This is a genomic window from Nocardia crassostreae (assembly GCF_001613405.1).
Taxonomy (GTDB): Bacteria; Actinomycetota; Actinomycetes; order Mycobacteriales; family Mycobacteriaceae; genus Nocardia; species Nocardia crassostreae.
This window is the reverse complement of record NZ_BDCH01000012.1, coordinates 862,551-882,804: the sequence shown is the minus strand read 5'-3', so window position 1 is coordinate 882,804 and position 20,254 is coordinate 862,551. Positions and strand designations below refer to the sequence as shown.

Here is a 20,254-nt window from a genome sequence, read left to right as displayed (position 1 = left end):
TTACAGAAACATGGGCTGTTGCGCTAGTCATACATCTGCTGTTAGGTTGACTGCTGTCCGTTCTAGGTAACTTACGCCTCGTTCGACTGCCCGCCATGCACGGGCCGGGGCCGCCGGAGATCGTCCGCACATCTCGGCGACTGCACCTGTTTCGAGGCTTCCCTCATCCACAAAATTGGGGTGCTCTGCGTGAACCCAGTCGGTGGCCATACCGCGGCCAGATACCAGATTCCTTACGCACGAAGAGTATCCGTGCTCGACGACGACGAGTTCACGGTGCTCAAGAACGTCCTGCAACACGACCCGACGCTGTCCGGCGGGCCGTGGCGGGACAAATTCGAGGCCCAGTTCGCCGCCTACGCCGGGACCCGCTACGCCATGTCGGTGACCAGCGGAACCGTGGCCCTCGAGATCGCCATCCGGCTGCTGGACCTGGGCCCGGGCGATGAGGTGGTGGCGACGCCGCAGACCTTCCAGGCCTCCATCCAGCCCTTACTGGATTCGCCTGCGACCGTTCGGTTCTGCGATATCGACCCGGACACGCTCAATATGGATCCGCGCAAGCTGGAAGCCCTGATCACGCCGCGCACGCGGGCCATCATCCTGGTGCACTACGGCGGCAATCCCGCTGCCATGCAAGAGATCTGCGCCATCGCGGCGCGGCACGACGTGCTCGTGCTGGAGGACTGCGCGCACGCGCTGGGATCGTGCTATCGCGGCGTCCGGCCCGGCGCGCTGGGCGATATCGGCACCTTCAGCTTCCACTCCTCGAAGAACATCACCACCCTCGGTGAGGGCGGCATGATCACCTTCGATCGCGAGGACTGGGCGGCGCGGGTGGACCGCATTCGCAACAACGAGGTCGATATGACCTTCGGGCCCGAGACCGGAATCCTCGGTCCGCCACCGGAAATACTGCCCTGGATGAAGTTCTCCGACGGCGTCTACGGCGGTTCCTGCGCCGCCATCCTGGGCGCGGGCACCAATGCCACGCTCTCGGAGGCGGCCAGCGCGGCCGGGACGGTGCAGTTGCGGAAGTTGCCCGAGCTGGTGCGGCGGCGCCAGCACATCGCGGCCCGGCTGGACGAGGCGCTCGGCGAGCACCCGCAGATCCGGCTGCCGGTCGTGGCGCCCGGCGACGAACACGCCTATCACCTGTACACGTTCTTCGTCACCGCGGGCGCGGACGCTCGGCACGCCCTGGTGCAGGCACTGGATCGACGGGGAGTCGAAGTCCAGTTGCGTTATTTCCCTTTGCATCTCACACCGGAATGGCAGTCCCGCGGCCACGGCCCGGGCGAATGCCCGACCGCGGAACGGCTGTGGTTCTCCGAGCACATGAACCTGCCGTGCCACCCCAGTCTCACCGAAACCCAGATCGCCCTGCTGTGTTCCGCCCTGCGGAGCAGCCTCGACGAAGTCTTCGGCCGCCATCGCGTGCTGAGCCTGAGCTGATCGGAACGTTCCACCATGCCCTTCATTCACGTCCAGATCCTGGAAAAGCGGCTCACCGAGGAAACCGAGCCCAAGCTCATCGCCGCCATTACCGATGCGGTGGTGCAGACCTACGGCGAGGAGATTCGCGAACACGTGTGGGTCGTGCTCGATCCCGTACCCGCCCATCGCTGGGGCCTCGGCGGCAATCCCGCCGCCCCGCGAAATTCCTGACCCGACACACCTTCTCGACACCCTGGAGTACCGGTGAAATTCGGATTGAACTTCTTCCCCGTCTTCACGCCCGATCGGAAGTCGGCGGGACAGTATTACCGCGAGGTCATCGACCTGGCCGAACGCGCCGACAAGGCGGGATTCGATCACGTACAGACCGTCGAGCACTACGGCTCGGCCTACGGCGGCTACAGCCCCGATCCCGTGACGCTGCTGTCGGCCATCGCCGCCCGCACCGAACGCATTCGCATCACCACCGGCGCGGTGATTCCCGCCTTCCTGCACCCGCTCAAACTGGCGGGCAAGCTGGCCATGCTGGACAACATTTCCGACGGCCGCCTGGACGCGGGCTTCGGGCGCGGCTTCCTGCCGGACGAATTCGACTGGTTCGGCGTGCCCATGGACGAGAGCCGCCGCCGGTTCGACGAGGGCATTTCCGCCTGCCGTCGGCTGTGGTCGGAGAGCGATGTCGAAATCGAGGGCGAGTTCTACAGTTTCGGCCCGGCGACCCTGCTGCCGCGGCCCGTGCAGCAGCCGCATCCGCCGATCTTCGTCGCGTCGGCGTCGAATCCGGAGTCGTGTGCGGCGGCGGGCACCGCCGGGTACCACCTCCAGGTGGTGCCGTCGATCGTCAGTCACGAGACCCTGGCGGAGATGCTCGCCGGGTATCGCGCGGCCTGGGACGCCGCTGGCTGGCCGGAGGGCGGGCACCGCATCCAGATCAAGTACACCGGCTATATCGCCGAGGACCGCGCGACCGCGCTGGCCTGGGGCGAGAAGTACGAGAACAACTACATCGAGCAGATGACCGCCGCCATCGCGTCCTGGGCGTCGACGACCTCGCAGGCCTATCAGGGCTACGAGAAGCTCATCGACAAGGTGCGCGGCTACGGCTTCGGGAAGTCCCTGGCCGACCACAAGGTGCTGGCCGGTACCCCGGACGACGTCGCCGAGCAGATCGCCTGGGTGGCACACACGTTCGGCAAGGATCTCGAGGTCAGCGTGCAGCTGAGCCCGGGCTACCTGGAACACGAGCACGCGGTGCGCGCGCTCGAGCTGTTCGCCGCCGATGTGATGCCGCGCTTCGATGCCTGAGCTCGACGCCGACGTCATTGTCGTGGGCCTCGGCGCCTGGGGCGCGATGACGCTGTGGCAGTTGGCGAAACGCGGTCTGCGGCCCCTGGGCATCGAGCGCTACGACCGCGGGCATGCCCTGGGCGCCTCGCACGGCGGCAGCCGGATGTTCCGGATCACCTGTCTGGAACATCCCGGGCTGGTGCCGCTGGCCCGCCGCTCCGCCGAACTGTGGGTGGAGCGCGAACGCGAAACCGGGACCTCGCTGCTCACACGGCACGGCGGGCTGCTCATCGGCGCGCCCTACTCGGCGGTCGTGGGCGGCACCCTCACCGCCGCGCGGGAGCACGGCATCGAGGTCGAGAAACTCACTCGGACACAGCTTTCCAAGCAGTTCCCGCAGCACACCGGGCTGTCCCCGGACGATATCGGCGTCTGGGAGCCCTCCGCGGGGCTGTTGCGTCCGGAGGCGGCCATCCGCGCGGCCCTGAGCGCGGCCGAGACGGCCGGGGCGCGGGTGTTCACCGGCACCGAGGTCACCGCTATCGAACCGGACGGCACTATGGTCGCGGTCCACACCGCGGCGCGAACCTTGCGTGCGCACCGCGTGGTGGTGGCCGTCGGATCCTGGCTGCCGTCCATGGTGGCGCTGCCCGATCTGCGCGTGGTGCGCATGCCGGTCACCTGGTTCCGGCCGGAGGGCGACGACGATCGGTTCCGGCTGACGGACTTTCCGGTATTCATGCGCCAGATCGGCGGCAGCACGATTCTGTGGGGCTGCGGCTCGGAACCGCCCTACGACGTCAAGCTCGGACTGGAGCAGTTCGGTTCTGCGGCGGTGCCTTTCGATCCCACCGATTCCGATCGTTCGGTGACCAGCGCCGATTGGCGGACATTGTGCACCGTACTCGCCGAGCGGCTGCCCGGTCTGCGACCGGAGCCGTCCCGGGTGGCGGTGGGCATGCTCACCCTCACCCCGGACAACCAGTTCGTGCTCGGCGCACTGCCCGAGGCCCCGAATGTGGTGGTGGCGGGCGGCGACAACGCCCACGGCTTCAAACACGCCAGCGGAATCGGTGAGCTGCTGGCCGATCTCGCGACCGGGCAGGCGCCGCGCATCGACTACTCGTTCATGGACGTCAAGCGATTCCGTTGACGCCCGTTCTCTGGAAGGAGCGCTGTTGCAGCTCGATATCTGCGGATTCGGCGCCGTCTCGTGTATCGGCGGCGATCCCGCGACGATTCACGACGCCCTGTGCGCCGGGCGGACCGGCGTGGGCCCGCTGCGTGTCTTCGACACCAGTAAGTTCCACTCCGGTGTGGCGTACGAGATCGACGACCGAACCGACCCGGACCGGGACGAACCGCGCCGATCGACCACATGGCTCCTCGACGCCATCGCGCAGGCGCTGGCCGATGCCGGGCTGTCCGAACTGCCGGACGGCTGCCCGGTGCTGGTCGGCACCACCCATCGCGAGCAGCGGTCGATGGAGCTGTGGTGGCGCGGCGAGGCCGCCGCGAACTTCGGCGACCTGCATTTCGGCACCGCCATCCGGGAACGCTTCGGCGCGGTGGACACCTTCACCTTCGCCAATGCCTGCGCCGCCTCGCTGACGGTGCTGGGGCTGGCGGCGGACATGATCGAGGCCGGTGACTGCGACACCGTCGTGGTGGCGGGCACCGACGGCCTGACCGAGGCCACCTTCGGCATCTTCGACCGGGTGCAGACCGGAAACCCCACGGAGGTACGGCCTTTCGCCGCGGAACGGCACGGCATGATGATGGGCGAGGGCGCGGCCGCGGTGGTGCTGCGCCGGGCGGGGCACGGCGGTCCGGTGCGGGCCAGGCTGCGGTCGGTGGCGTTGAACTGCGATGCCGACCATCCCACGGTGCCCGAACCGGCGAGCGTGGCCCGGGTGGTGCGGCAGGCGCACGAGCGCGCCGCGGTCGCTCCGGGCGAGATCGATCTGGTGCTGTGCCACGGCACCGGGACGATCCGCAACGACGTGGTCGAAACCGCGGTACTGCACGAGGTTTTCGCCGATGCGAAGCCCATGCTCACCGCCATCAAGGCGTCGACCGGGCATACGCTCGGCGGCTCCGGGCTGCTCAGCCTGATCATGGCGGCCATCTCGCTGCGGGAACGCCGGGTGCCGCCGATTCGCGGGCTGACCGAACCGATGCCGGAGGCCGAAGGCCTCGATCTGGTCCGCGGCGAACCGCGGATCGGGCCCATGCGCATGGCACAGGTGGATGCCTTCGGCCTCAGTGGCATCAATGCCGTCGCGATTCTGGAGGTTGCGTCATGACCGACATCGTCGTCACCGGCGCCGGAACGGCCGTGGACGGGCTGCGCGGACCGGCCGATCTGCTCGCGCCGTACCGGCGGCACGAGGGCGGGTTCGATCCGGAGACCGGTTTGCGAGGCAAGCATCTGCGGCACCGCGACCGGGCGTCGCGGCTCGCCTCCCGGGCCGTCGAGGCGGCCCTGACCGAGGCCGGGCTGTTCGGCGAAAACCGTTCCTACCTAGGCGAATCCGAGCGGACCGCCACGGTGGTGAGCACGAATCTCGGCAATCTCGACAGCATCTGCTCATTTCTGGACACGATCGCCGAGGAGGATGCCGAGGCGCTCAATCCGACCGCGCTGCCCAATACCTCCAGCAATGTCACCGCGGGCTGGATCGCCATCGAGCACGGGTTCCGGGCGGCGAACCTGACGGTGTCGAACGGGCCGACCAGCGGTCTGGACGCCTTGCACTGGGCGCGACGGCTGATTCGGGCCGGGCGCGCGGACACCGTCGTGGTGACCGGGGTGGAGCCGGACAACGAGCCCGTGCGGACACTGCTGGGCGACAATGGCGAACAGCCGTGGCCGGATGTCGCGGCGGCGGTCGTCGTCGAATCGGGCGCGGCGGCACAGCGGCGCGGGGCGCGAATCCGGCTCGGCCTCGGCGCGTACCGGCGCGCCGACGATGTCGATACGGCCGTCGCAGTACTGCCCGCGGATCAGTCGGCGATTCTGCTGGCGGAGGGCGACTCTCGGACCGAAGAGGTCATCGACCTGGCCGCGTGGGCGGGCCGCCAGTCGGGCGCGCTCGGGGTGCTGCAATGCGTCGCCGCGTGCGCGGCCTTCGAGATCTCGGCCCGTTCCCGTGCCGCGGGCGCCGCACTGGCCACGTCCTGCCGCCTGCCCGGCGCCGCGGCGGCGGCCATGGTGTTCACCGCGCCGCACCGCACCAATTCGGAATGAGAAGAGGGAGAACGTGATCGAGAACGAAGTGGTCGAGCCGGAGCTGGACGATCTGCGGACGCTGGTGGCGCGCGTGCTCGAGGTCGATGTCGACGAGCTGACCGACGAGGCGCATCTGTCCCAGGATCTGGGCGTCGATTCGCTCATGCTGCTCGAGGTGTCGGCCCAGATCCGGCGGCGCTACGGGGTTCGCCTCAAGGATGCGCAGATCAGCAAGGTGCAGTCGCTCGGTGAGATCCATGAATTGGTCCTGAACGGACGGAAGGGCTGAAAAGCGTGGAGCAGAACAGGGATTGGCCCGGCTGGCCGGAGGCCGACGCGGCGCGCTATCGCGCGGCGGGCCACTGGCGCGGGGAGACCTTCGGCGCACAGTTGAGCCGATAGGCGGTCGAGTTCGGCGGCCGGACCGCGCTGGTCGACGGCGACCGGCGCTGGACGTACGCCGAACTCGAGGCCGATGCGCGGCGGCTGTCGAGCGGCCTGACCGCGCTCGGTCTGCGCCGCGGCGACCGGGTGATCGTGCAACTGCCCAATCGCGCCGAATTCGTGCTGATCTGGTTCGCGCTGGTGCGGCTCGGCATCGTGCCCGTACACGCCATGCCCGCCCATCGCCGCACCGAGATCACGCATTTGGCGCAGCTGTCCGAGGCCGCCGGATACATCGTGGCCGATCGGGACGGCCGATTCGACTACCGCGAGCTCGCCGCCCAGGTCCGCGCCGATGCCGTGGTGCGGCACGTCATCGTGATCGGGGAGCGCGGTGAACACGAGGGTTTCGCGACCTTCGACGAGCTGCTGGCCACCCCGGCCGGACCCGACCCGGCAGACCTGCCGCAGGCGAGCGACCTCGCACTACTGCTGCTGTCCGGCGGTACGACCGGTATGCCCAAGCTGGTGCCGCGCACGCACGACGACTACGCCTACAACGCGCGGCTCGCGGCGGAAATCTTTGAGCTGGACGAGGATTCGGTGTACCTCGCGGTCCTGCCGATCGCGTTCAACTACACCATGGCCTGCCCGGGCATCCTCGGCATTCTCTGCGTGGGCGGCACCGTGGTCATCGCGCCGCTGCCCGGCGCGCAGACGGCCTTCGAGCTCATTGCCCGCGAGCGGGTGACCATCGCGGCCATCAATCCCCCGCTCGTACCGCACTGGCTCGCGGAATACGAGTACGGGGAGGCGGACCTGTCCAGCCTGAAGATTCTCCAGGTGGGCAGCGCCCGGCTCGCCGACGATCTGGCCGCCATGGTCACCAAGACCCTGGATTGCCGCTTACAGCAGGTATTCGGCATGGCGGAGGGGCTGCTGTGCCTCACCCGGGTCGACGATCCGGACGATCTCGTGCACACCACCCAGGGCAGGCCCATCTCGGCCGACGACGAATTGCGCGTGGTCGATGCCGACGGCCTCGAGGTCGGCCTCGGCGAGATCGGCGAACTGCTCACCCGCGGCCCGTACACCCTGCGCGGCTACTATCGCGCCGCCGAGCAGAATGCCCGCGGCTTCACCGCCGACGGGTTCTATCGCACCGGCGATCTGGTCAAACTGCTGCCCAGCGGTCACGTCAATGTCGTCGGCCGGGCCAAGGATCAGATCAATCGCGGCGGGCAGAAGATCGACGCCACCGAGGTCGAGGGCCATCTGCTGGCCTATCCCGGAATCATCTCCGCCGCATTGCTGCCCGAACCCGACGCCGTCCTCGGGGAGCGCTCGGTGGCCTTCGTCATCTGCTCCGGCGAGCCACCCAAAACCACTGCCCTGCAAGCCTTCTTCCGCGATCGCGAGGTGGCCGCCTACAAGGTCCCCGACCGCCTGCAGATCATCGAGCAGATGCCGTCGACGGCGGTCGGCAAGGTCGACAAGAAGGCGCTCGCCAGCCGGTACATCCACTGAATTCGCTGAGGTGACACCATGTTCTTCCCGCTCTCCGCCGATTCGGCGGCAGCCCTGGCGACCGAGGCCGCGGCCCTCGCGAGCAAGGTCGAATCATCCACGGAGCCACTGTCATCGCTCGCCGCCGACCTGGCGGACCGCCCGCACGGACCGCACCGCGCCGTCGTGGTCGCCGCCGACCGGGACACCCTGACCGCCCGGCTCCGCGCCATGGCCGCGGACGAACCGGGCAATGGCATCGCGGTCGGCCGAGCCCGCGCCACGACGCAACCGGTCTGGGTCTTCTCCGGCCACGGCTCCCAGTGGACGGGCATCGGCCGCGAGCTCCTGTCCGCCGAACCGGCTTTCGCCGCCGAGATCGACCGCCTCGAACCCCTCATCGCGGCGGAAAGCGGATTCTCCTTGCGCACAGCACTTTCCGGGGCAATCGATCGCATCGATCACGTGCAGCCGACGGTCTTCGGCATGCAACTGGGCCTGGCCGCCACCTGGCGCTCCTACGGCTCGGAACCGGCGGCGGTCATCGGCCACTCCATGGGCGAAACGGCCGCCGCGGTCGTGGCGGGCGCACTGTCCGCCGCGGACGGTGTGGCCGTGATCTGCCGCCGCTCCCGCCTCATGCGGCGGCTCAGCGCGCGGGCGCCATGGCCATGGTCGCCCTCCCCGGCGATATCGTCGAGTCCGAACTCACCGATATCCCCGAGGTGACCATCGCGGCCCTGTCGGCCCCGACCTCCACCGTCGTCGCCGGTGACACCGCCCGCGTCCACGCCCTGGTCGACTCCTGGACGGCACGAGACCTGATGGCGCGCATAGTCCCCGTCGAAGTGGCCTCCCATTCCCCGCAGGTCGATCCCATCCTCGCCGATATCGCCACCGCCCTCGCCGACCTACGCCCCCGCCCCGCCCGCACCCCCGTCTACTCGACCGTCCTGCCCGACCCACGCACCGCGGCCCCCTTCGACGCGGCCTACTGGGTGGACAACCTCCGCCTCCCAGTCCGTTTCGGCGCCGCCGTCCGCGCCGCCCTCGCCGACGGCCACGACATCTTCGTGGAACTGTCCCCCCACCCCTTGCTGGTGCACCCCGTCCGCGAAAACGCCGACGCCGCCCGCCACGAGGCCACGGTCCTGTCCACCATCCGCCGCGGCGGCAACACCACCCAGCGCTTCCACACCCAAATCGGCGCCCTCCACTGCGCAGGCGCAACGGTGACCTGGCCCTAACCCCCGCCCGGTTCACGCCCCTTTCCGGTGGTCCACACCCCCTATACAGGGTGTGAACCCACGCGAAGGGGTGTGAACCGGCACTTGTTAGTTGGCGGAGCGCTTCTTGGAGGGGACGGACTTTGCTTTGGCTCGGATGTCTTTGAGGACATTGGGGTTGACGCCGCGGGTGGACAGGTCTTCGGCGAGGGTGACCAGTTCCTGGCGGGCGAGGTCTGGGTCGCCGTTGGCGATGTGGAGGGGGGCGCGGAGGGTTACGAGGTCGTTGTAGGTGATGTTGGTGGAGTGGTCGTCGGATTTGCGGTAGTGCTGTAAGCCGGGGTCCGTGACTGCCAGGGCGGTTGCGGGGTCGGCTTTGTGGCGTTGCACCATTTTGTCTTCGGTGTCGGAGAGGGTGCGGGCGTAGAAGTTCTTGCCGACGGTTTTGGCGACGGTGGCGGCTACCTTGGCGCCGAAAACGTCGTGGGCGAAGCGGTTTGCGGCTTCGGTGAGGGTTTGCATGCCGGTGGCGAGGTGGGGGGACATGGAGCCGCCGAGGGTGAGGGCCAGACCTACTTGGCGGTCGAAGAATTCGGCGGCGAAGCGGTCCTCCTCCTTGGTGGCGGGCTGGCCGATGCGGACCGTGAGGGTGTTGGAGACGGCGTATTGGTCGCCGCTGGTGTAGATGGCGCGCAGTTGGTATGGCCTGGCTCGTCGAAGACGAAGCCGCGTTTGCCGAAGGTCAGGGGGACCAGTTCGCTGTAGCGGTCGGGGCCCTCCACGCCGGTGGCCGCGGGGGCGAGCACCTTCATCTCCGGCAGGCCGTAGAGGCACATGACCGAGCTGAATTGCACTGTCGTGCCGTCGGGTTTGCGCACCAGCACCGTGGTCGTCCCGTAGTCGGGGGACAGCCGGGTGTCGACCGGTTGCGGGGTCGGGAGCAGGTTGCGGAGCCGGAATTCGATATCGACCGGTTCCATGTAGGAGAAGTAGGAGGGGGCGCGCAGTAGCAGTTCCAGCGACTGCGGGGGGCCGAGGCGGGTGGCGCGAAGGCCGGGGGATTCCAGGTGCCCGCCGGAGGCCCACGGACCGCCGCCCATGACGACCGAGGTGAGATCGCCGTGCCGCAGGTGCACGAGTTCCTCGTCGTCGAAACGGAATCGGAAATCCGCCCAGAACTTGTCCGGACCATTGATCATGTCGTAGCGCCAGTCGTAGTTCATCCACGACAGCGAGTTCGGCCGCGCCTTGTTCCAGGAATGCAGGAAGTTGAAGGCGTGGCCCGCCTCGTGCACCCAGGTGTAGAGGAAATGCCGCATGGCGCGCGCCTGCGCCTGATTCTGCGGCGGGCCGGTCACCAGATCGTCGAACCAGGTGTGATTGCGGAAGACCGCGAACCCCTGGCGTTCCGGGGAGCGGCCCGCGCCGCCGAAGCCCGCGTCGGCATCGAACATGATGCCGCCGACGCCGGAGTTCTCGAATACACCGGCTTACAGGCTCCACATGCTCCAGGCGGGCCAGGCGCCGCCTATGCGGCTGAACGCGACTTCCATGGCATCGTGCAGTTCGGCGGGGCTCCAGCTGGCGAAACCCGGTGCGCTGTCGTCGATTACGGTGCGCTCCGGATTGACGGCCAGCCCGACGCCCGCCTCCTTGTACGCGGCCTCCAGCGTCAGGATCCGGCGCCGGGTGCCGCCCGACCGATTGGTGTGGCTGTGCGTGTCGTACACCGGTACGTGCGGTGCGATATCCACCGAGGCGGCATAGTCGATTTCGAGCTCCATGCTGCGGAAATCGTCGGAGCGGAAGTTGCACAGGTACGCGGCGGTCGTGGTGCCGCCCGTGCTGAACTCCACCATGGCCGGGCCGATGGCCGCACCCGACCACGGCACCGTAATCCGCGCCTGCACAGGCGGATTCGGAGTGCGCTGCCAATACCGGACCGCACCGGTGACGACCACCCGGTCGGCGGACCAGGCGACGGCGGGGGTGTCGACGATCCAGGATTCGATATAGACGGGCTGCGCGGGCGGCGCCGGGGGCGGATTACCGCCGAGCAGCTGGAAGAAGTCACCGCTGACCCGGTTCATGACCGGCGAGTCGCCCGAGTAGCGGGTATCGATATCGATGCGCAGGTCGAGCAGGCTCGTGCGGGTGCCGAGTTCGGTGCCGAACCCCTCGTATCTGCCACTGACCGGGCCGCGCTGCAGGGCGAGCGGATCGGACGGGTCACTGTGCTCAGTCATGAATTCCCCCAAGACGGTGTGAAACTGGTGCGCCGCGATGGACTGCGGGCCCGATCAATCATTTCACCGCCGCTCCCCCGACACGCGAGTACTCGCTACCCGTATCCGCTCCCGCCACTACTCGACGGCATGCTGCCGCACCGATAGCTACGCAGTCGCTGTATCGTGTGCCGACCCCTCTGTCTGCCCGGATTGTCGCTACCGAAGGAGTATGGCTCCGATGGCGCTGCGGTACGTCTGCACAGGCCTTGCCGGAATCGCGGCGCTGACCTTGATCAGCCTGGCCGCACCCGCTTCCACCTCGCCAGTAGCATCTGGCTGCGTACTGGAACCGACCGCCGGAACGATCTTGCGCCCGCTGGGCGCACGGTCCTATCAACTGCACGTCCCGCCCGGCTTGACGGCGAAGTCCGCGCCGCTGCTGATAAGTAACCACGGTGGCGGAAACACGGCGGCCGTACACGAACTGGTCTCGGGCTGGACCCCCTACGCGGCCGAGCACCACTTCATCGTCGCCTACCCCGAAGCACCCACCACGTACTGGAACTTCGACCAGGACTCACCCGATGTCGCATTCCTGCGCGATGTCGTCACCGATATCAGCGCCACCTGGTGCGTGGACCCCCGCCGAATCTTCAGCGACGGGTTCTCCAGTGGCGCGATCATGTCCCAGCGCATGGCCTGCGACGCCCCCGACGTCTTCGCCGCCGCCACCTCCTGGGCGGGCTTCGACCCCACCGACCCCAATGTCGGCTCGGGCCCGCGCTCCACGCCCTGCACGCCCAGCCGTCCCATCGCCATCGGCCTCTTCCAGGGCGAGCACGACTTCAGCTCCACCGCCGCCGTCGGCCAGAACAATGTCGAGAAATGGCTCGCCCGCGACTACAACAACCCCACCCCGCAGATCACCACCGCCGCCTACGCGACGCTGAAGAAGTACGAACCAGGCAAGACCGGCGCCTCGATCTGGTGGCGCACCTACAAGAACGTCACTCACCTCTGGCCCAGCGGCGAAACCGGACAGGACCTCCGCGACCACATCTGGCAATTCCTCGAGGCCCACCCTCGCCCCTAGCCGAATCCGGGCGCCCCATCCACCTCGACCACCTTCAACGCACTCCCTGAAATCGACACCAGCAAGGTCCGCCCGCCCCGCACCATCCGCTGATCCTCGGCTCCCCGCGCGGCAACCTCGACCCGAACCCGCGTCTCCCCCACCGCCGCGAACACCAGTTGCTCGGCCAATCCGGTCAGCAGTTTCGTCGTCACACCCCGCACCGTGCGCCGGTCGTCCCCGACGGTCACCACGACATCGTCATCGGCGAACCCGTCCAGCAGCACCACCCTGATCTCGAGACCCGGATCCGCGCCGTCCATGCCCCCAGTCTCCCCCTGGCGATGCCGTCCCCGCCACGGCATCGCCAGGTGAAACGAACGTGGCCGCCGCGCTCCAATCCCCGCGGCAGCCACTTCCGCACCAATAAAGCGCATACCGAACTACAAAGACAAGCCGTGCAACTAGCCCTGATCAGGGTCTGTGAATCGGGTATCAATTCACCGCGGCGACCGGATCGCCGCGGCGACCGGAGCAATGGTCTGCCCGGTGACGAAGCGGCTCCAAAGGCCGAATTTCAGCGGCTGACCTGGGAGGGCAAAGGATTCAAGGAAACTGTGGGCGCCGAGGTGATCGGTGTGCACGGCGCCGAATTCGACGCGGAAGCGGGTGGTGGCGGCGCGGTTCTGCGGCGGGAGGGCGGAGGGCAGGAGTTCGTCGAGAGCGGAGGCGTAGTCGGCGCGATAGGCGTCGGTGACCGGTTCGAGGGTGTTCTCCAGGATCGCGCCCGTGGCGGGAATGGTGATCAGGACGCCGCGCTCGCCGCTGGCGTAGCGCGCATTGAAGACCAGGACGTCGGCGGTCGTGCCGGGGTGGATATCGGCCGTGCCCGCTCCCACCCGAGAGCCCGCCGGGCAGGCGGCCGGACCGCCCCGAGCGAGGTCGGCTCGGTCGCAGGTGGGGAAGCGGTCGGCGTTGATGCGGATGGATTTGTCGAAGAGGAAGACGAACTGTGTTGCGGCCGCGGGCTTCTCGCCGGACTCGGTGTGGCTGGTGCGATCGAACTCGACCGTCACGCCGGTGAGGTAGCCGCGATCGGGGCGGACGGTCACCGCCAGCGCGTCCACATTGACCGGACCGGCGACCGTGGCCTCGGATACGGGAGCGGGTCCCCCCGGCGTCGGCGGGTCGACATCGGAACCCGCCGCCATTCCATTGCCCGCTAAAGCATTGCGGCGCAGCCTGTCACAACGATTGCAGAATGTTTTCTCATATCTGGGGACGGTAGGCAGCGCCATGGCGTGGCATAAGGGCAAGGCTCGACCTGGCTCCGGGGCTCGCGATGTGGTACCCGATGAGACATCGGGCTTGCCCGCCGAGAGGAGTTGGCGATGGACGTCGAACACTATCTGCCGTTTCGCAAGAGCGCGGTGATCGCCTTGTGCGCGGGGGAACTTCCGGAACAGCAGCGGGAGTCGTTCGAGGAGTTCGCCCGGTTACTGGCGGCGTTGACGCATCACGGGTTTCAGGTGCGCGGGGACGCGGTGCTCGATGCCTACCACCTGGTGGATCCGTCCGAGGGTGTGCGGACCGTCGGGAACGTGACGTCGAAGGACCGGGAGGTCGCGCGGCGGGTGGTGGAGGCGGAACTGGTCGCGCTCGCGGAGGCGGCCAATTTCACGCGGATCGAGGCGGCGGAGATCGAGCGGGCTTTTGCCGAGGACTCGCTGGTGAAGGTGCGGCTGGCGGTCGAGGACGAGGGCATCGAGACGGTGATGTTCTTCCGGCGAGGGGCGTCGCAGCGCACGCAGGAGGTGAAGTCGCTGCTCGGATTGCGGCGGCGGACCGTCGAATTCACCAACTATGCGAAGGTGCTGGTGTACATCGCGTTCCGCGAGGATGCCGGGGATCGGCCCGCCGAGGCGGGGGCGGTGCTGCTGAAGTTGTTCCAGAATGTGCCGCGCAATGATCTGGAGATGCTGTACCCGAATGCTCGAGTTCGCATGCGCCCCTTGGACAAACTGCTGATCGGGGTGCCCGCAGTGGTGTCCGGGATCATTGTGCTGGTCACCAAACTCATTGCCTCGCTGGGGCTACTGGTCTTGCTGTTCGCCTTCTGGATCGGGCTGCGCGAAGAATCCGTCCGATTGGATCAGACCGCATTGGTCACGCTGGGTGCGGGACTGGCGGCCTTCGGCGGGTATCTGTGGCGGCAGTTCGCCAAGTTCAAGAATCGCAAGATAAAACTCATGAAGTCGCTGTCGGAGCACCTGTACTTCCGCAACCTCGACAATGACGCGGGCGTCTTCCACCATTTGCTCGGCGCCGCAGAGGAATCCGAGGTCAACGAGACGCTGCTGGCCTATCACTTCCTGGCCACGGCCGACCGGCCGCCAACCGCCGCGGAACTCGACGAGCGCATCGAAGGGTGGTTCCGGCAACGCTGGGACACCGGCTTCGACTTCGAGATCCGCGACGGTCTGCGCAAGCTACGGGAACTGGATCTGCTGATCGAGGACGCGGACGACCGGCTGGGCGTGGCGCCCCTGCCCGAGGCGAAGCGGCGCTTGGATCACCGCTGGGACAACCTGTTCCGCCACAGCCGGTAGCCGACCTACTTCACGATGTTCTCGAAATCGAACAGCCCGGCCCAGGTCAGCGCCGCCTCCTTGACATGCTCCGAACGGCCCGCGCTCGAAATGTAGTTGAGGATCGGGATATCGGCCATGTCCTTGATCAGCACCGTCTGCGCCTGGGCGATCTTCTCGTAGGACGCCTCGGGTGTCGGTGCGGCCTGCGCGGCCGCGAGCAGGGTGTCGAACTCGGGACTGGCGTACTGGATGTCATTGGTATCGGAATCCGAGAGGTATAGCGCGACCAGGAATTCCAGCATGGACGGGTAGTCGCCCTGCCAGCCGTACCGGAACGCCTTGCCGATGGACCGCGAATGGATCTGATCCCGGATCTGCTTGAAGGTCGGGAACGCCGTCGCGACGACCTCGATGCCGAGGGTGTTCTTGATGCTGTTGGCGACCGCCTCGATCCAGGCCTGATGCCCGCCGTCGGAGTTGTAGGCGATCTCGAACTTGCCCGACCAGGGCGCGATCGCATTGGCCTGCGCCCACACCTTCTTGGCCTCGTCCGGGTTGTACTTCAAGGTCTCCGAGCCGGGCAGATTCTCCCGGAACCCGGGCAGGGTGGCGGCGGTGTAATCGGTCGCCGGAATCTTGGTCCCGTTCCAGATGGTGTCGCAGATCTGCTGCCGGTTGATCGCCATGGAAATGGCCTTGCGGCGCAACAGCCCTTCCTCACCGCCGAAGTGCGGCAGGTTCGGCTGAATGCCCAGATGCTCGTTCTGCGCCGTCGCCTTGGTGATGGACCGATCCCCGAGATCCTGCTTGTAGGTGCTCAGCGCGGTATCCGGAATGGTGTCCAGCACATCGAGATTGCCCGCCAGCAGATCGGCGTACGCGGTATCGAAGGACTGGTACATCTTGAACTGCAAGCCCTTGTTCTTGGGCGGGCGACCCCCCTGGTAATCCGGATTCGGCACCAGATCGATCTTGACGTTGTACTCCCAGGCATCCGGTCCCGCGAACTTGTACGGCCCGTTCCCGATCGGGTTCTTCCCGAACGCCTCCATATCCTTGTACGCCACCTCGGGCATCGGATAGAACGGCGCGAACCCCAGCGACAGCTCGAAATCGATGGACGGATGCTCCAGCTCGATGGTGAAGGTCCGGTCGTCGATCACCTTCAACCCCGACATGGTCTGCGCCACAGGCGGTTCCGCCGCCACATCGTCATACCCCTTGATGGAGGTGAACACCCAGCTCTGCAACTGCCCGTTCGTCCCGAGCGCCCCGTAATTCCACGCGTCCACAAACGATTTCGCCGTCACGGCGGTGCCGTCGATGAACTTCCACCCCGTTTTGATGGTGACCTTGTAGAACTGCCGATCGGTCGTCTCGATCGACTGCGCCAGCTCGTTGTGCGCCACCCCCTCGGCGTCGTAGTACTTCAGCCCCGCGAACAGCCGATCCACCACCCGTCCGCCGAAGAACTCATTGGTATTGGTGGGCACCAGCGGATTCTGCGGCTCCCCGCCATTGACGGTCACCACCTCCCCGCTGCCGCTCTCGCTCGACGAACAACCGGTCAGCGCCAGGCTCGTGGCCAGCACCGCCGCCGCGGCCAGCGCACCAACTCGTAGCAATCTCAAGGGCCCTCTCCCGTCCTCGGGGCACGTGAGTGATCGTGCGCGACACGCGGGTTCGCCGCGGCCCCGCCCGATCACGTCGGAATGTGTTCGCACACTAACCGTGTGAAGGGGTCTTGTCAGCGCATCTGTGGAGAAGCTCGAGGAAACCGGGCCTTTCATACCGCAGCATGCCTAAACTACGCAGATCCGAGATTAATCCGGTGGATGCGGCCACAAGCCAGGCAATCTGCCGGAATAACCAGCGAATAGCCGGATAATATGCGAGGCGGTCGGCAGATGAGAGTTGGCATCACGGGCGGGTCGGGATTCATCGGCTCCTACGTGTGTGAGGAACTCGTACACCGCGATCACGAACCGGTGATCTTCGACCACAGGCGCCGCGCGGGCGCGCAACCATATGAGGTGATGCTCGGCGATATCCGCGACGCGACCGCCATGACCGAGCTGGCCGCGCACTGCGACGGCATCATTCATCTCGCCGCGGTCCTCGGCACCCAGGAGACCATCCGCCATCCGCAACCGGCGGCGGAGACGAATCTGACCGGCGGCCTGAACTTCCTGGAGGCCGTGGCGCAATACGATCTGCCCGGCGTCTACATCTGCGTCGGCAATCACTGGATGAACAACAGCTATTCGATCTCCAAGAACGCCGTCGAGCGCTTCGTGCACATGTACAACGCGTATCGGAGCACCCGGGTGGTGAATGTGCGGGTGGTCAATGCCTACGGTCCCCGCCAGGTCGCCGCCGCGCCGTTCGGCGCGGGCAAGGTCCGCAAGTTCACCCCGGCGGTCATCTGCCGCGCCCTGTCCGGCTGGCCGGTGGAGCTGTACGGCGGCGGCGTACAGCGCTCCGACATGGTGTGGGTGGGCGATGTGGCACGGGCGCTGGTCGCGGCGCTCGAGACGGCCGCGCGCGGAACGGTCCCCGATACCGTCGTGGAAGTCGGTCCCGCACAGTCCATGTCGGTGCGATCGGTCGCCGAGTTGATCATCGATCAGTGCGTCGAGCTCGGATTCCCCCGGGTCCCGATCATCGGTCTACCGATGCGCCCCGGTGAGGTGCCCGGCGCCACCGTATCCGCCGATCCGTCGACGCTGCCCGCCGTCGGCATCGATCCGGATTCGCTGCGCCCACTGGCGGACGGCCTGCGCGCCACCATCGAGTGGTTCATCGAAACCCGGGGCAGCCACTGGATTCCGCAACCCGCGCCGGTTCCCGCGGCCACCGTGTGAGGTCGTGCGCCATGCTGAGCCTCACCGTGGTCGTGCCGTGCCTCGACGAGGCGGACACCCTCCGCACCGCGCATCAGGCCATTGCCGCCGAATTGGGAGCCCATGATCTGGAGATGGTGTTCGTCGACGACGGCAGCACCGACGCGACGCTGCACCTCATGCGCGAGCTGGCGGCGAAAGACCCACGAGTGCACTACATCTCGTTCGCCCGCCGATTCGGTTTCGAAGCCGCCTTCGCCGCGGGCTACAAGTACGCGGCCAAGGAGTGGGTGCTGTACGTGGACGCCGACCTGCAGGGCCATCCGGCCGAGGCGCACCGGCTCATCGCCGCGGCATCCGATCATGTGGACGCGGTGCTCGGCGTGCGGGACCACCGCGCCGATCCACCGGTGCGGCGCTGGGGATCGACGCTGTCGGAACTCATCGCCCGGCGGCTCCTGCGCATCGAGCTACCGCGGGGCGGGACCACCTTCCGGCTCGTCCGCACCGGAGTCGCACGCCGCGTTGTCGAATTACGGCGTCCCGCACCATATTTCATGGCAACGCTGCCGCGGATAACCAGCCGCTACGTGACCGTGCGGACCCCGCACCGCCCGCGCCGGGCCGGACGCTCGAAGTTCACCGTCGCCCGCCTGGCCGGACATGCGCTCGACCTGTACGTGGCGCACTCCACCGTGCCCGGCGCGGTCGCCACGGCGCTCTCGGCAGCCGCCACGATCACCGCACTCGCGGCCCTGGCGCTGCTGGGCGCGACCGGGTACGGCGTCGCCTTGACGGCCCTGCTCATCGCCCAGCTGGCGCTGCTGCCGACCGCTGCTCTGCTGCTGCGCCATTCGACCCTGGCGGCGCGCCGCCACGGCCCGGCCCTGTACTACGTGCGCAAATCCGATCTGCCCATCGAGCATTCGGACCGGCTGTCGCTCGAGCGGGCCGAGATCAGCGGCGGCGCACGATGACCCGTACCCTGGTGATTCTCGGCGGTGCGGACGGTTCGCTCCCCACCTACCGGCGCGCCCGCGAGCTCGGCTATCGCACCATCTGCGTGGATCGGCGACCCGATGCGCTCGCGCGGCCGTTCGCCGACGAGTTCGTGCGGCTCAGCATTCACGATCCGGGGCCAATCGCGCACGTACTCGACGGACGCGCCGATATCGCGGGGGTGCTGTCTCCGGCCAGCGATACCGGATTGCCCGCCCAGCGCGCGCTCATCCGCCGGTGGCGGCTGCCGGAGCCACCGGCCGCCGCGGTGGTGCGCGCATCGGGGGCGAAATCGTATTTCCGCGCCGTGTGCGACCGGCTCGGCTTCGCCCGCCACGGCTATGTCGCGGGAGCCGCCGACGCGGAGCTGTCGATCCGGGCCGCGGCCCTGCGCTTTCCTGTGCTGGTGAAGCCGCTCGACGCGCAGAGCAGCCGGGGCATCCGGGCGTGCACCGACCCATCCCAGGTGGCGGCGGCCGCGAATAGGGCCGGTGGACACGCCAGCGACGGGAGGGTGATCGTGGAGGAGCTGTTGACCGGAAAGCATTACAGTGCAGAGGCATTCGTGGACGATGGCCGGATCGCGTTCGTCGGTGTGAGCGCCCGAACGCTCACACCGCCCCCGCATTTCGTGACCACGGCCCATCGCGTTCCCGCCGATCTGGACCCCGCCGCACTGCGCGAGCTGACCCACCTGCTCGATACCCTGGTCGCCGAACTGGGCTACCGCCGCGGTCCCCTGACCGTCGACCTCCTGATCGACCCCGCGGGCCGAATCCACCTGATAGAAATGGGCGCCCGCGTCGGCGGCAACGGCCTGGGCGAACTGATCCGGCACGCGTACGGCGTCGACCTCATCGGCGCGTCGATTGCCGCGGCCACCGGCCGGGCAGCGCAGGTGACCCGAACCTGCGCCCGCGCCGCCGTCGCCCAGATCCTGTTCTCCGAACGCGCGGGCACGATCACCCGCGTCCTCGGCGCCGACACCGCCATAACCACCCCCGAATTGGTAGAGCTCACCGTATTCGCCCGCCCCGGCCACCCCGCCCTGCCCTACGACAATGCGGCGAACAAACTGGGCCACTTCGTCATCGCGGCCGACTCACCACGGCAAGCCGCGGCCGCGGCCGAACGAGTGGGCAACCTGCTGCGTATCGAGCTGAGCGGCGCCGCATGAACACCACAATCCCCAGCGCACCGCCCGAAACACTCTTGATCACAACGGCCGCGGGCCACGGTCGCGGCCGATTCACGGCGGCCGGTCGCCGCCCGGGCCTCCCAAGCGCGCTCCACACCGCACGGCGGAATCGGTGGCACCGCGTGAGCGCCACCACCCGCACCGCGATCGATTGGTGCCCGCGCGCATCCCGGCGCCGGTCGCGATCGTTTCCGATTCGCGTGCTCACGATGCACTGCACGTCGGGATCG

The 20,254-nt window shown here is 67.7% G+C and carries 19 protein-coding genes and 2 pseudogenes; 15 read left to right on the top strand and 6 right to left on the bottom strand.

Features of this window, described 5'->3' with window-relative positions; genetic code table 11:
* Positions 1-252 precede the first annotated feature (252 nt).
* From NC4_RS10875 to NC4_RS44485, 10 genes and pseudogenes are all read left to right on the top strand, one after another.
* Positions 253-1,455 carry a DegT/DnrJ/EryC1/StrS family aminotransferase gene (locus NC4_RS10875; RefSeq protein WP_067535703.1) on the top strand — a complete coding sequence of 401 codons (1,203 nt, stop codon included), beginning with the start codon at positions 253-255 and terminating at the stop codon, positions 1,453-1,455.
* A gap of 15 nt (positions 1,456-1,470) precedes the next feature.
* Entirely contained in the window at positions 1,471-1,668 is a 198-nt protein-coding gene (locus tag NC4_RS10870; RefSeq protein WP_067535700.1) for a tautomerase family protein, read from the top strand.
* 33 nt (positions 1,669-1,701) lie between these two features.
* Positions 1,702-2,763, top strand: coding sequence for an LLM class flavin-dependent oxidoreductase (locus NC4_RS10865; protein WP_067535698.1), 1,062 nt, complete (start codon positions 1,702-1,704; stop codon positions 2,761-2,763).
* Positions 2,756-3,898 carry an N-methyl-L-tryptophan oxidase gene (gene solA / locus NC4_RS10860; protein ID WP_067535695.1) on the top strand — a complete coding sequence of 381 codons (1,143 nt, stop codon included), beginning with the start codon at positions 2,756-2,758 and terminating at the stop codon, positions 3,896-3,898. Before NC4_RS10865 ends, solA begins: the two co-directional genes overlap by 8 nt.
* 25 nt (positions 3,899-3,923) lie before the next feature.
* Positions 3,924-5,051 (top strand): beta-ketoacyl-[acyl-carrier-protein] synthase family protein, encoded by a 1,128-nt coding sequence (locus tag NC4_RS10855; RefSeq protein WP_067535692.1) that lies wholly within the window; start codon positions 3,924-3,926, stop codon positions 5,049-5,051.
* On the top strand, positions 5,048-5,995 hold the full coding sequence (locus tag NC4_RS10850; RefSeq protein ID WP_067535690.1) for a beta-ketoacyl synthase N-terminal-like domain-containing protein: 948 nt from the start codon (positions 5,048-5,050) through the stop codon (positions 5,993-5,995). Before NC4_RS10855 ends, NC4_RS10850 begins: the two co-directional genes overlap by 4 nt.
* Positions 5,996-6,008: 13 nt before the next feature.
* Entirely contained in the window at positions 6,009-6,266 is a 258-nt protein-coding gene (locus tag NC4_RS40985) for an acyl carrier protein (protein ID WP_169814770.1), read from the top strand.
* A gap of 131 nt (positions 6,267-6,397) precedes the next feature.
* A pseudogene (locus NC4_RS10840) lies at positions 6,398-7,459 on the top strand (AMP-binding protein); the annotation flags it as partial.
* On the top strand, positions 7,433-7,888 hold the full coding sequence (locus NC4_RS43885) for an AMP-binding enzyme (RefSeq protein WP_369690724.1): 456 nt from the start codon (positions 7,433-7,435) through the stop codon (positions 7,886-7,888). The pseudogene NC4_RS10840 and the gene NC4_RS43885, both read left to right, overlap by 27 nt.
* Before the next feature lie 18 nt (positions 7,889-7,906).
* Positions 7,907-9,114 (top strand): annotated as a pseudogene (locus NC4_RS44485) (acyltransferase domain-containing protein).
* Between the two features lie 87 nt (positions 9,115-9,201).
* Here the strand turns inward: NC4_RS44485 and NC4_RS10825 are convergent.
* Genes NC4_RS10825 through NC4_RS10815 form a run of 3 tightly spaced genes read right to left on the bottom strand, consistent with a single transcriptional unit; the run spans position 9,202 to position 11,339 of the window.
* Positions 9,202-9,639, bottom strand: a complete 438-nt coding sequence (locus tag NC4_RS10825) for a hypothetical protein (RefSeq protein WP_067535682.1) — start codon at positions 9,637-9,639, stop codon at positions 9,202-9,204.
* Between the two features lie 26 nt (positions 9,640-9,665).
* Positions 9,666-10,547: a hypothetical protein gene (locus NC4_RS10820; RefSeq protein ID WP_067535679.1), complete on the bottom strand. Its 882-nt coding sequence runs from the start codon at positions 10,545-10,547 to the stop codon at positions 9,666-9,668.
* 36 nt (positions 10,548-10,583) lie between these two features.
* Entirely contained in the window at positions 10,584-11,339 is a 756-nt protein-coding gene (locus tag NC4_RS10815; RefSeq protein WP_157554493.1) for a hypothetical protein, read from the bottom strand.
* Positions 11,340-11,559: 220 nt separating this feature from the next.
* Between NC4_RS10815 and NC4_RS10810 the strand changes: the two genes are divergently transcribed.
* Positions 11,560-12,414 carry a CE1 family esterase gene (locus NC4_RS10810; protein ID WP_169814768.1) on the top strand — a complete coding sequence of 285 codons (855 nt, stop codon included), beginning with the start codon at positions 11,560-11,562 and terminating at the stop codon, positions 12,412-12,414.
* Here the strand turns inward: NC4_RS10810 and NC4_RS10805 are convergent.
* Positions 12,411-12,716, bottom strand: a complete 306-nt coding sequence (locus NC4_RS10805) for a hypothetical protein (RefSeq protein WP_067535673.1) — start codon at positions 12,714-12,716, stop codon at positions 12,411-12,413. The genes NC4_RS10810 and NC4_RS10805 overlap by 4 nt on opposite strands.
* 177 nt (positions 12,717-12,893) lie before the next feature.
* A complete protein-coding gene (locus tag NC4_RS10800; RefSeq protein ID WP_084528801.1) occupies positions 12,894-13,604 on the bottom strand; it encodes a hypothetical protein in 711 nt (236 codons plus the stop codon).
* Positions 13,605-13,784: 180 nt separating this feature from the next.
* Between NC4_RS10800 and NC4_RS10795 the strand changes: the two genes are divergently transcribed.
* A complete protein-coding gene (locus NC4_RS10795) occupies positions 13,785-15,002 on the top strand; it encodes a TMEM143 family protein (RefSeq protein WP_067535670.1) in 1,218 nt (405 codons plus the stop codon).
* Between the two features lie 5 nt (positions 15,003-15,007).
* On the opposite strand, the gene NC4_RS10790 is transcribed toward NC4_RS10795, so the two are convergent.
* Complete coding sequence (locus tag NC4_RS10790) at positions 15,008-16,615, bottom strand: peptide ABC transporter substrate-binding protein (RefSeq protein WP_245721597.1); 1,608 nt, start codon at positions 16,613-16,615, stop codon at positions 15,008-15,010.
* Positions 16,616-16,891: 276 nt separating this feature from the next.
* On the opposite strand from NC4_RS10790, the gene NC4_RS10785 reads away from it, so the two are divergent.
* Genes NC4_RS10785 through NC4_RS10775 form a run of 3 tightly spaced genes read left to right on the top strand, consistent with a single transcriptional unit; the run spans position 16,892 to position 20,003 of the window.
* Positions 16,892-17,848, top strand: a complete 957-nt coding sequence (locus tag NC4_RS10785) for an NAD-dependent epimerase/dehydratase family protein (RefSeq protein WP_067535667.1) — start codon at positions 16,892-16,894, stop codon at positions 17,846-17,848.
* Positions 17,849-17,859: 11 nt separating this feature from the next.
* Positions 17,860-18,804, top strand: a complete 945-nt coding sequence (locus NC4_RS10780; protein WP_067535664.1) for a glycosyltransferase family 2 protein — start codon at positions 17,860-17,862, stop codon at positions 18,802-18,804.
* On the top strand, positions 18,801-20,003 hold the full coding sequence (locus NC4_RS10775; RefSeq protein ID WP_067535661.1) for an ATP-grasp domain-containing protein: 1,203 nt from the start codon (positions 18,801-18,803) through the stop codon (positions 20,001-20,003). Before NC4_RS10780 ends, NC4_RS10775 begins: the two co-directional genes overlap by 4 nt.
* The last annotated feature ends 251 nt before the right edge of the window (positions 20,004-20,254 follow it).

What these genes read in the sequence shown, in the direction of transcription:
- NC4_RS10870 (WP_067535700.1), top strand. Translation starts at nt 1,471, where the DNA reads ATGCCCTTCATTCACGTCCAGATCCTGGAAAAGCGGCTCACCGAGGAA.
- NC4_RS10785 (WP_067535667.1), top strand. Translation starts at nt 16,892, where the DNA reads ATGAGAGTTGGCATCACGGGCGGGTCGGGATTCATCGGCTCCTACGTG.
- NC4_RS10810 (WP_169814768.1), top strand. Translation starts at nt 11,560, where the DNA reads ATGGCGCTGCGGTACGTCTGCACAGGCCTTGCCGGAATCGCGGCGCTG.
- solA (WP_067535695.1), top strand. Translation starts at nt 2,756, where the DNA reads ATGCCTGAGCTCGACGCCGACGTCATTGTCGTGGGCCTCGGCGCCTGG.
- NC4_RS10800 (WP_084528801.1), bottom strand. Translation starts at nt 13,604, where the DNA reads ATGGCGGCGGGTTCCGATGTCGACCCGCCGACGCCGGGGGGACCCGCT.
- NC4_RS10815 (WP_157554493.1), bottom strand. Translation starts at nt 11,339, where the DNA reads ATGACTGAGCACAGTGACCCGTCCGATCCGCTCGCCCTGCAGCGCGGC.
- NC4_RS10850 (WP_067535690.1), top strand. Translation starts at nt 5,048, where the DNA reads ATGACCGACATCGTCGTCACCGGCGCCGGAACGGCCGTGGACGGGCTG.
- NC4_RS10825 (WP_067535682.1), bottom strand. Translation starts at nt 9,639, where the DNA reads ATGTCCCCCCACCTCGCCACCGGCATGCAAACCCTCACCGAAGCCGCA.
- NC4_RS10820 (WP_067535679.1), bottom strand. Translation starts at nt 10,547, where the DNA reads ATGTTCGATGCCGACGCGGGCTTCGGCGGCGCGGGCCGCTCCCCGGAA.
- NC4_RS10780 (WP_067535664.1), top strand. Translation starts at nt 17,860, where the DNA reads ATGCTGAGCCTCACCGTGGTCGTGCCGTGCCTCGACGAGGCGGACACC.
- NC4_RS10805 (WP_067535673.1), bottom strand. Translation starts at nt 12,716, where the DNA reads ATGGACGGCGCGGATCCGGGTCTCGAGATCAGGGTGGTGCTGCTGGAC.
- NC4_RS10775 (WP_067535661.1), top strand. Translation starts at nt 18,801, where the DNA reads ATGACCCGTACCCTGGTGATTCTCGGCGGTGCGGACGGTTCGCTCCCC.
- NC4_RS10795 (WP_067535670.1), top strand. Translation starts at nt 13,785, where the DNA reads ATGGACGTCGAACACTATCTGCCGTTTCGCAAGAGCGCGGTGATCGCC.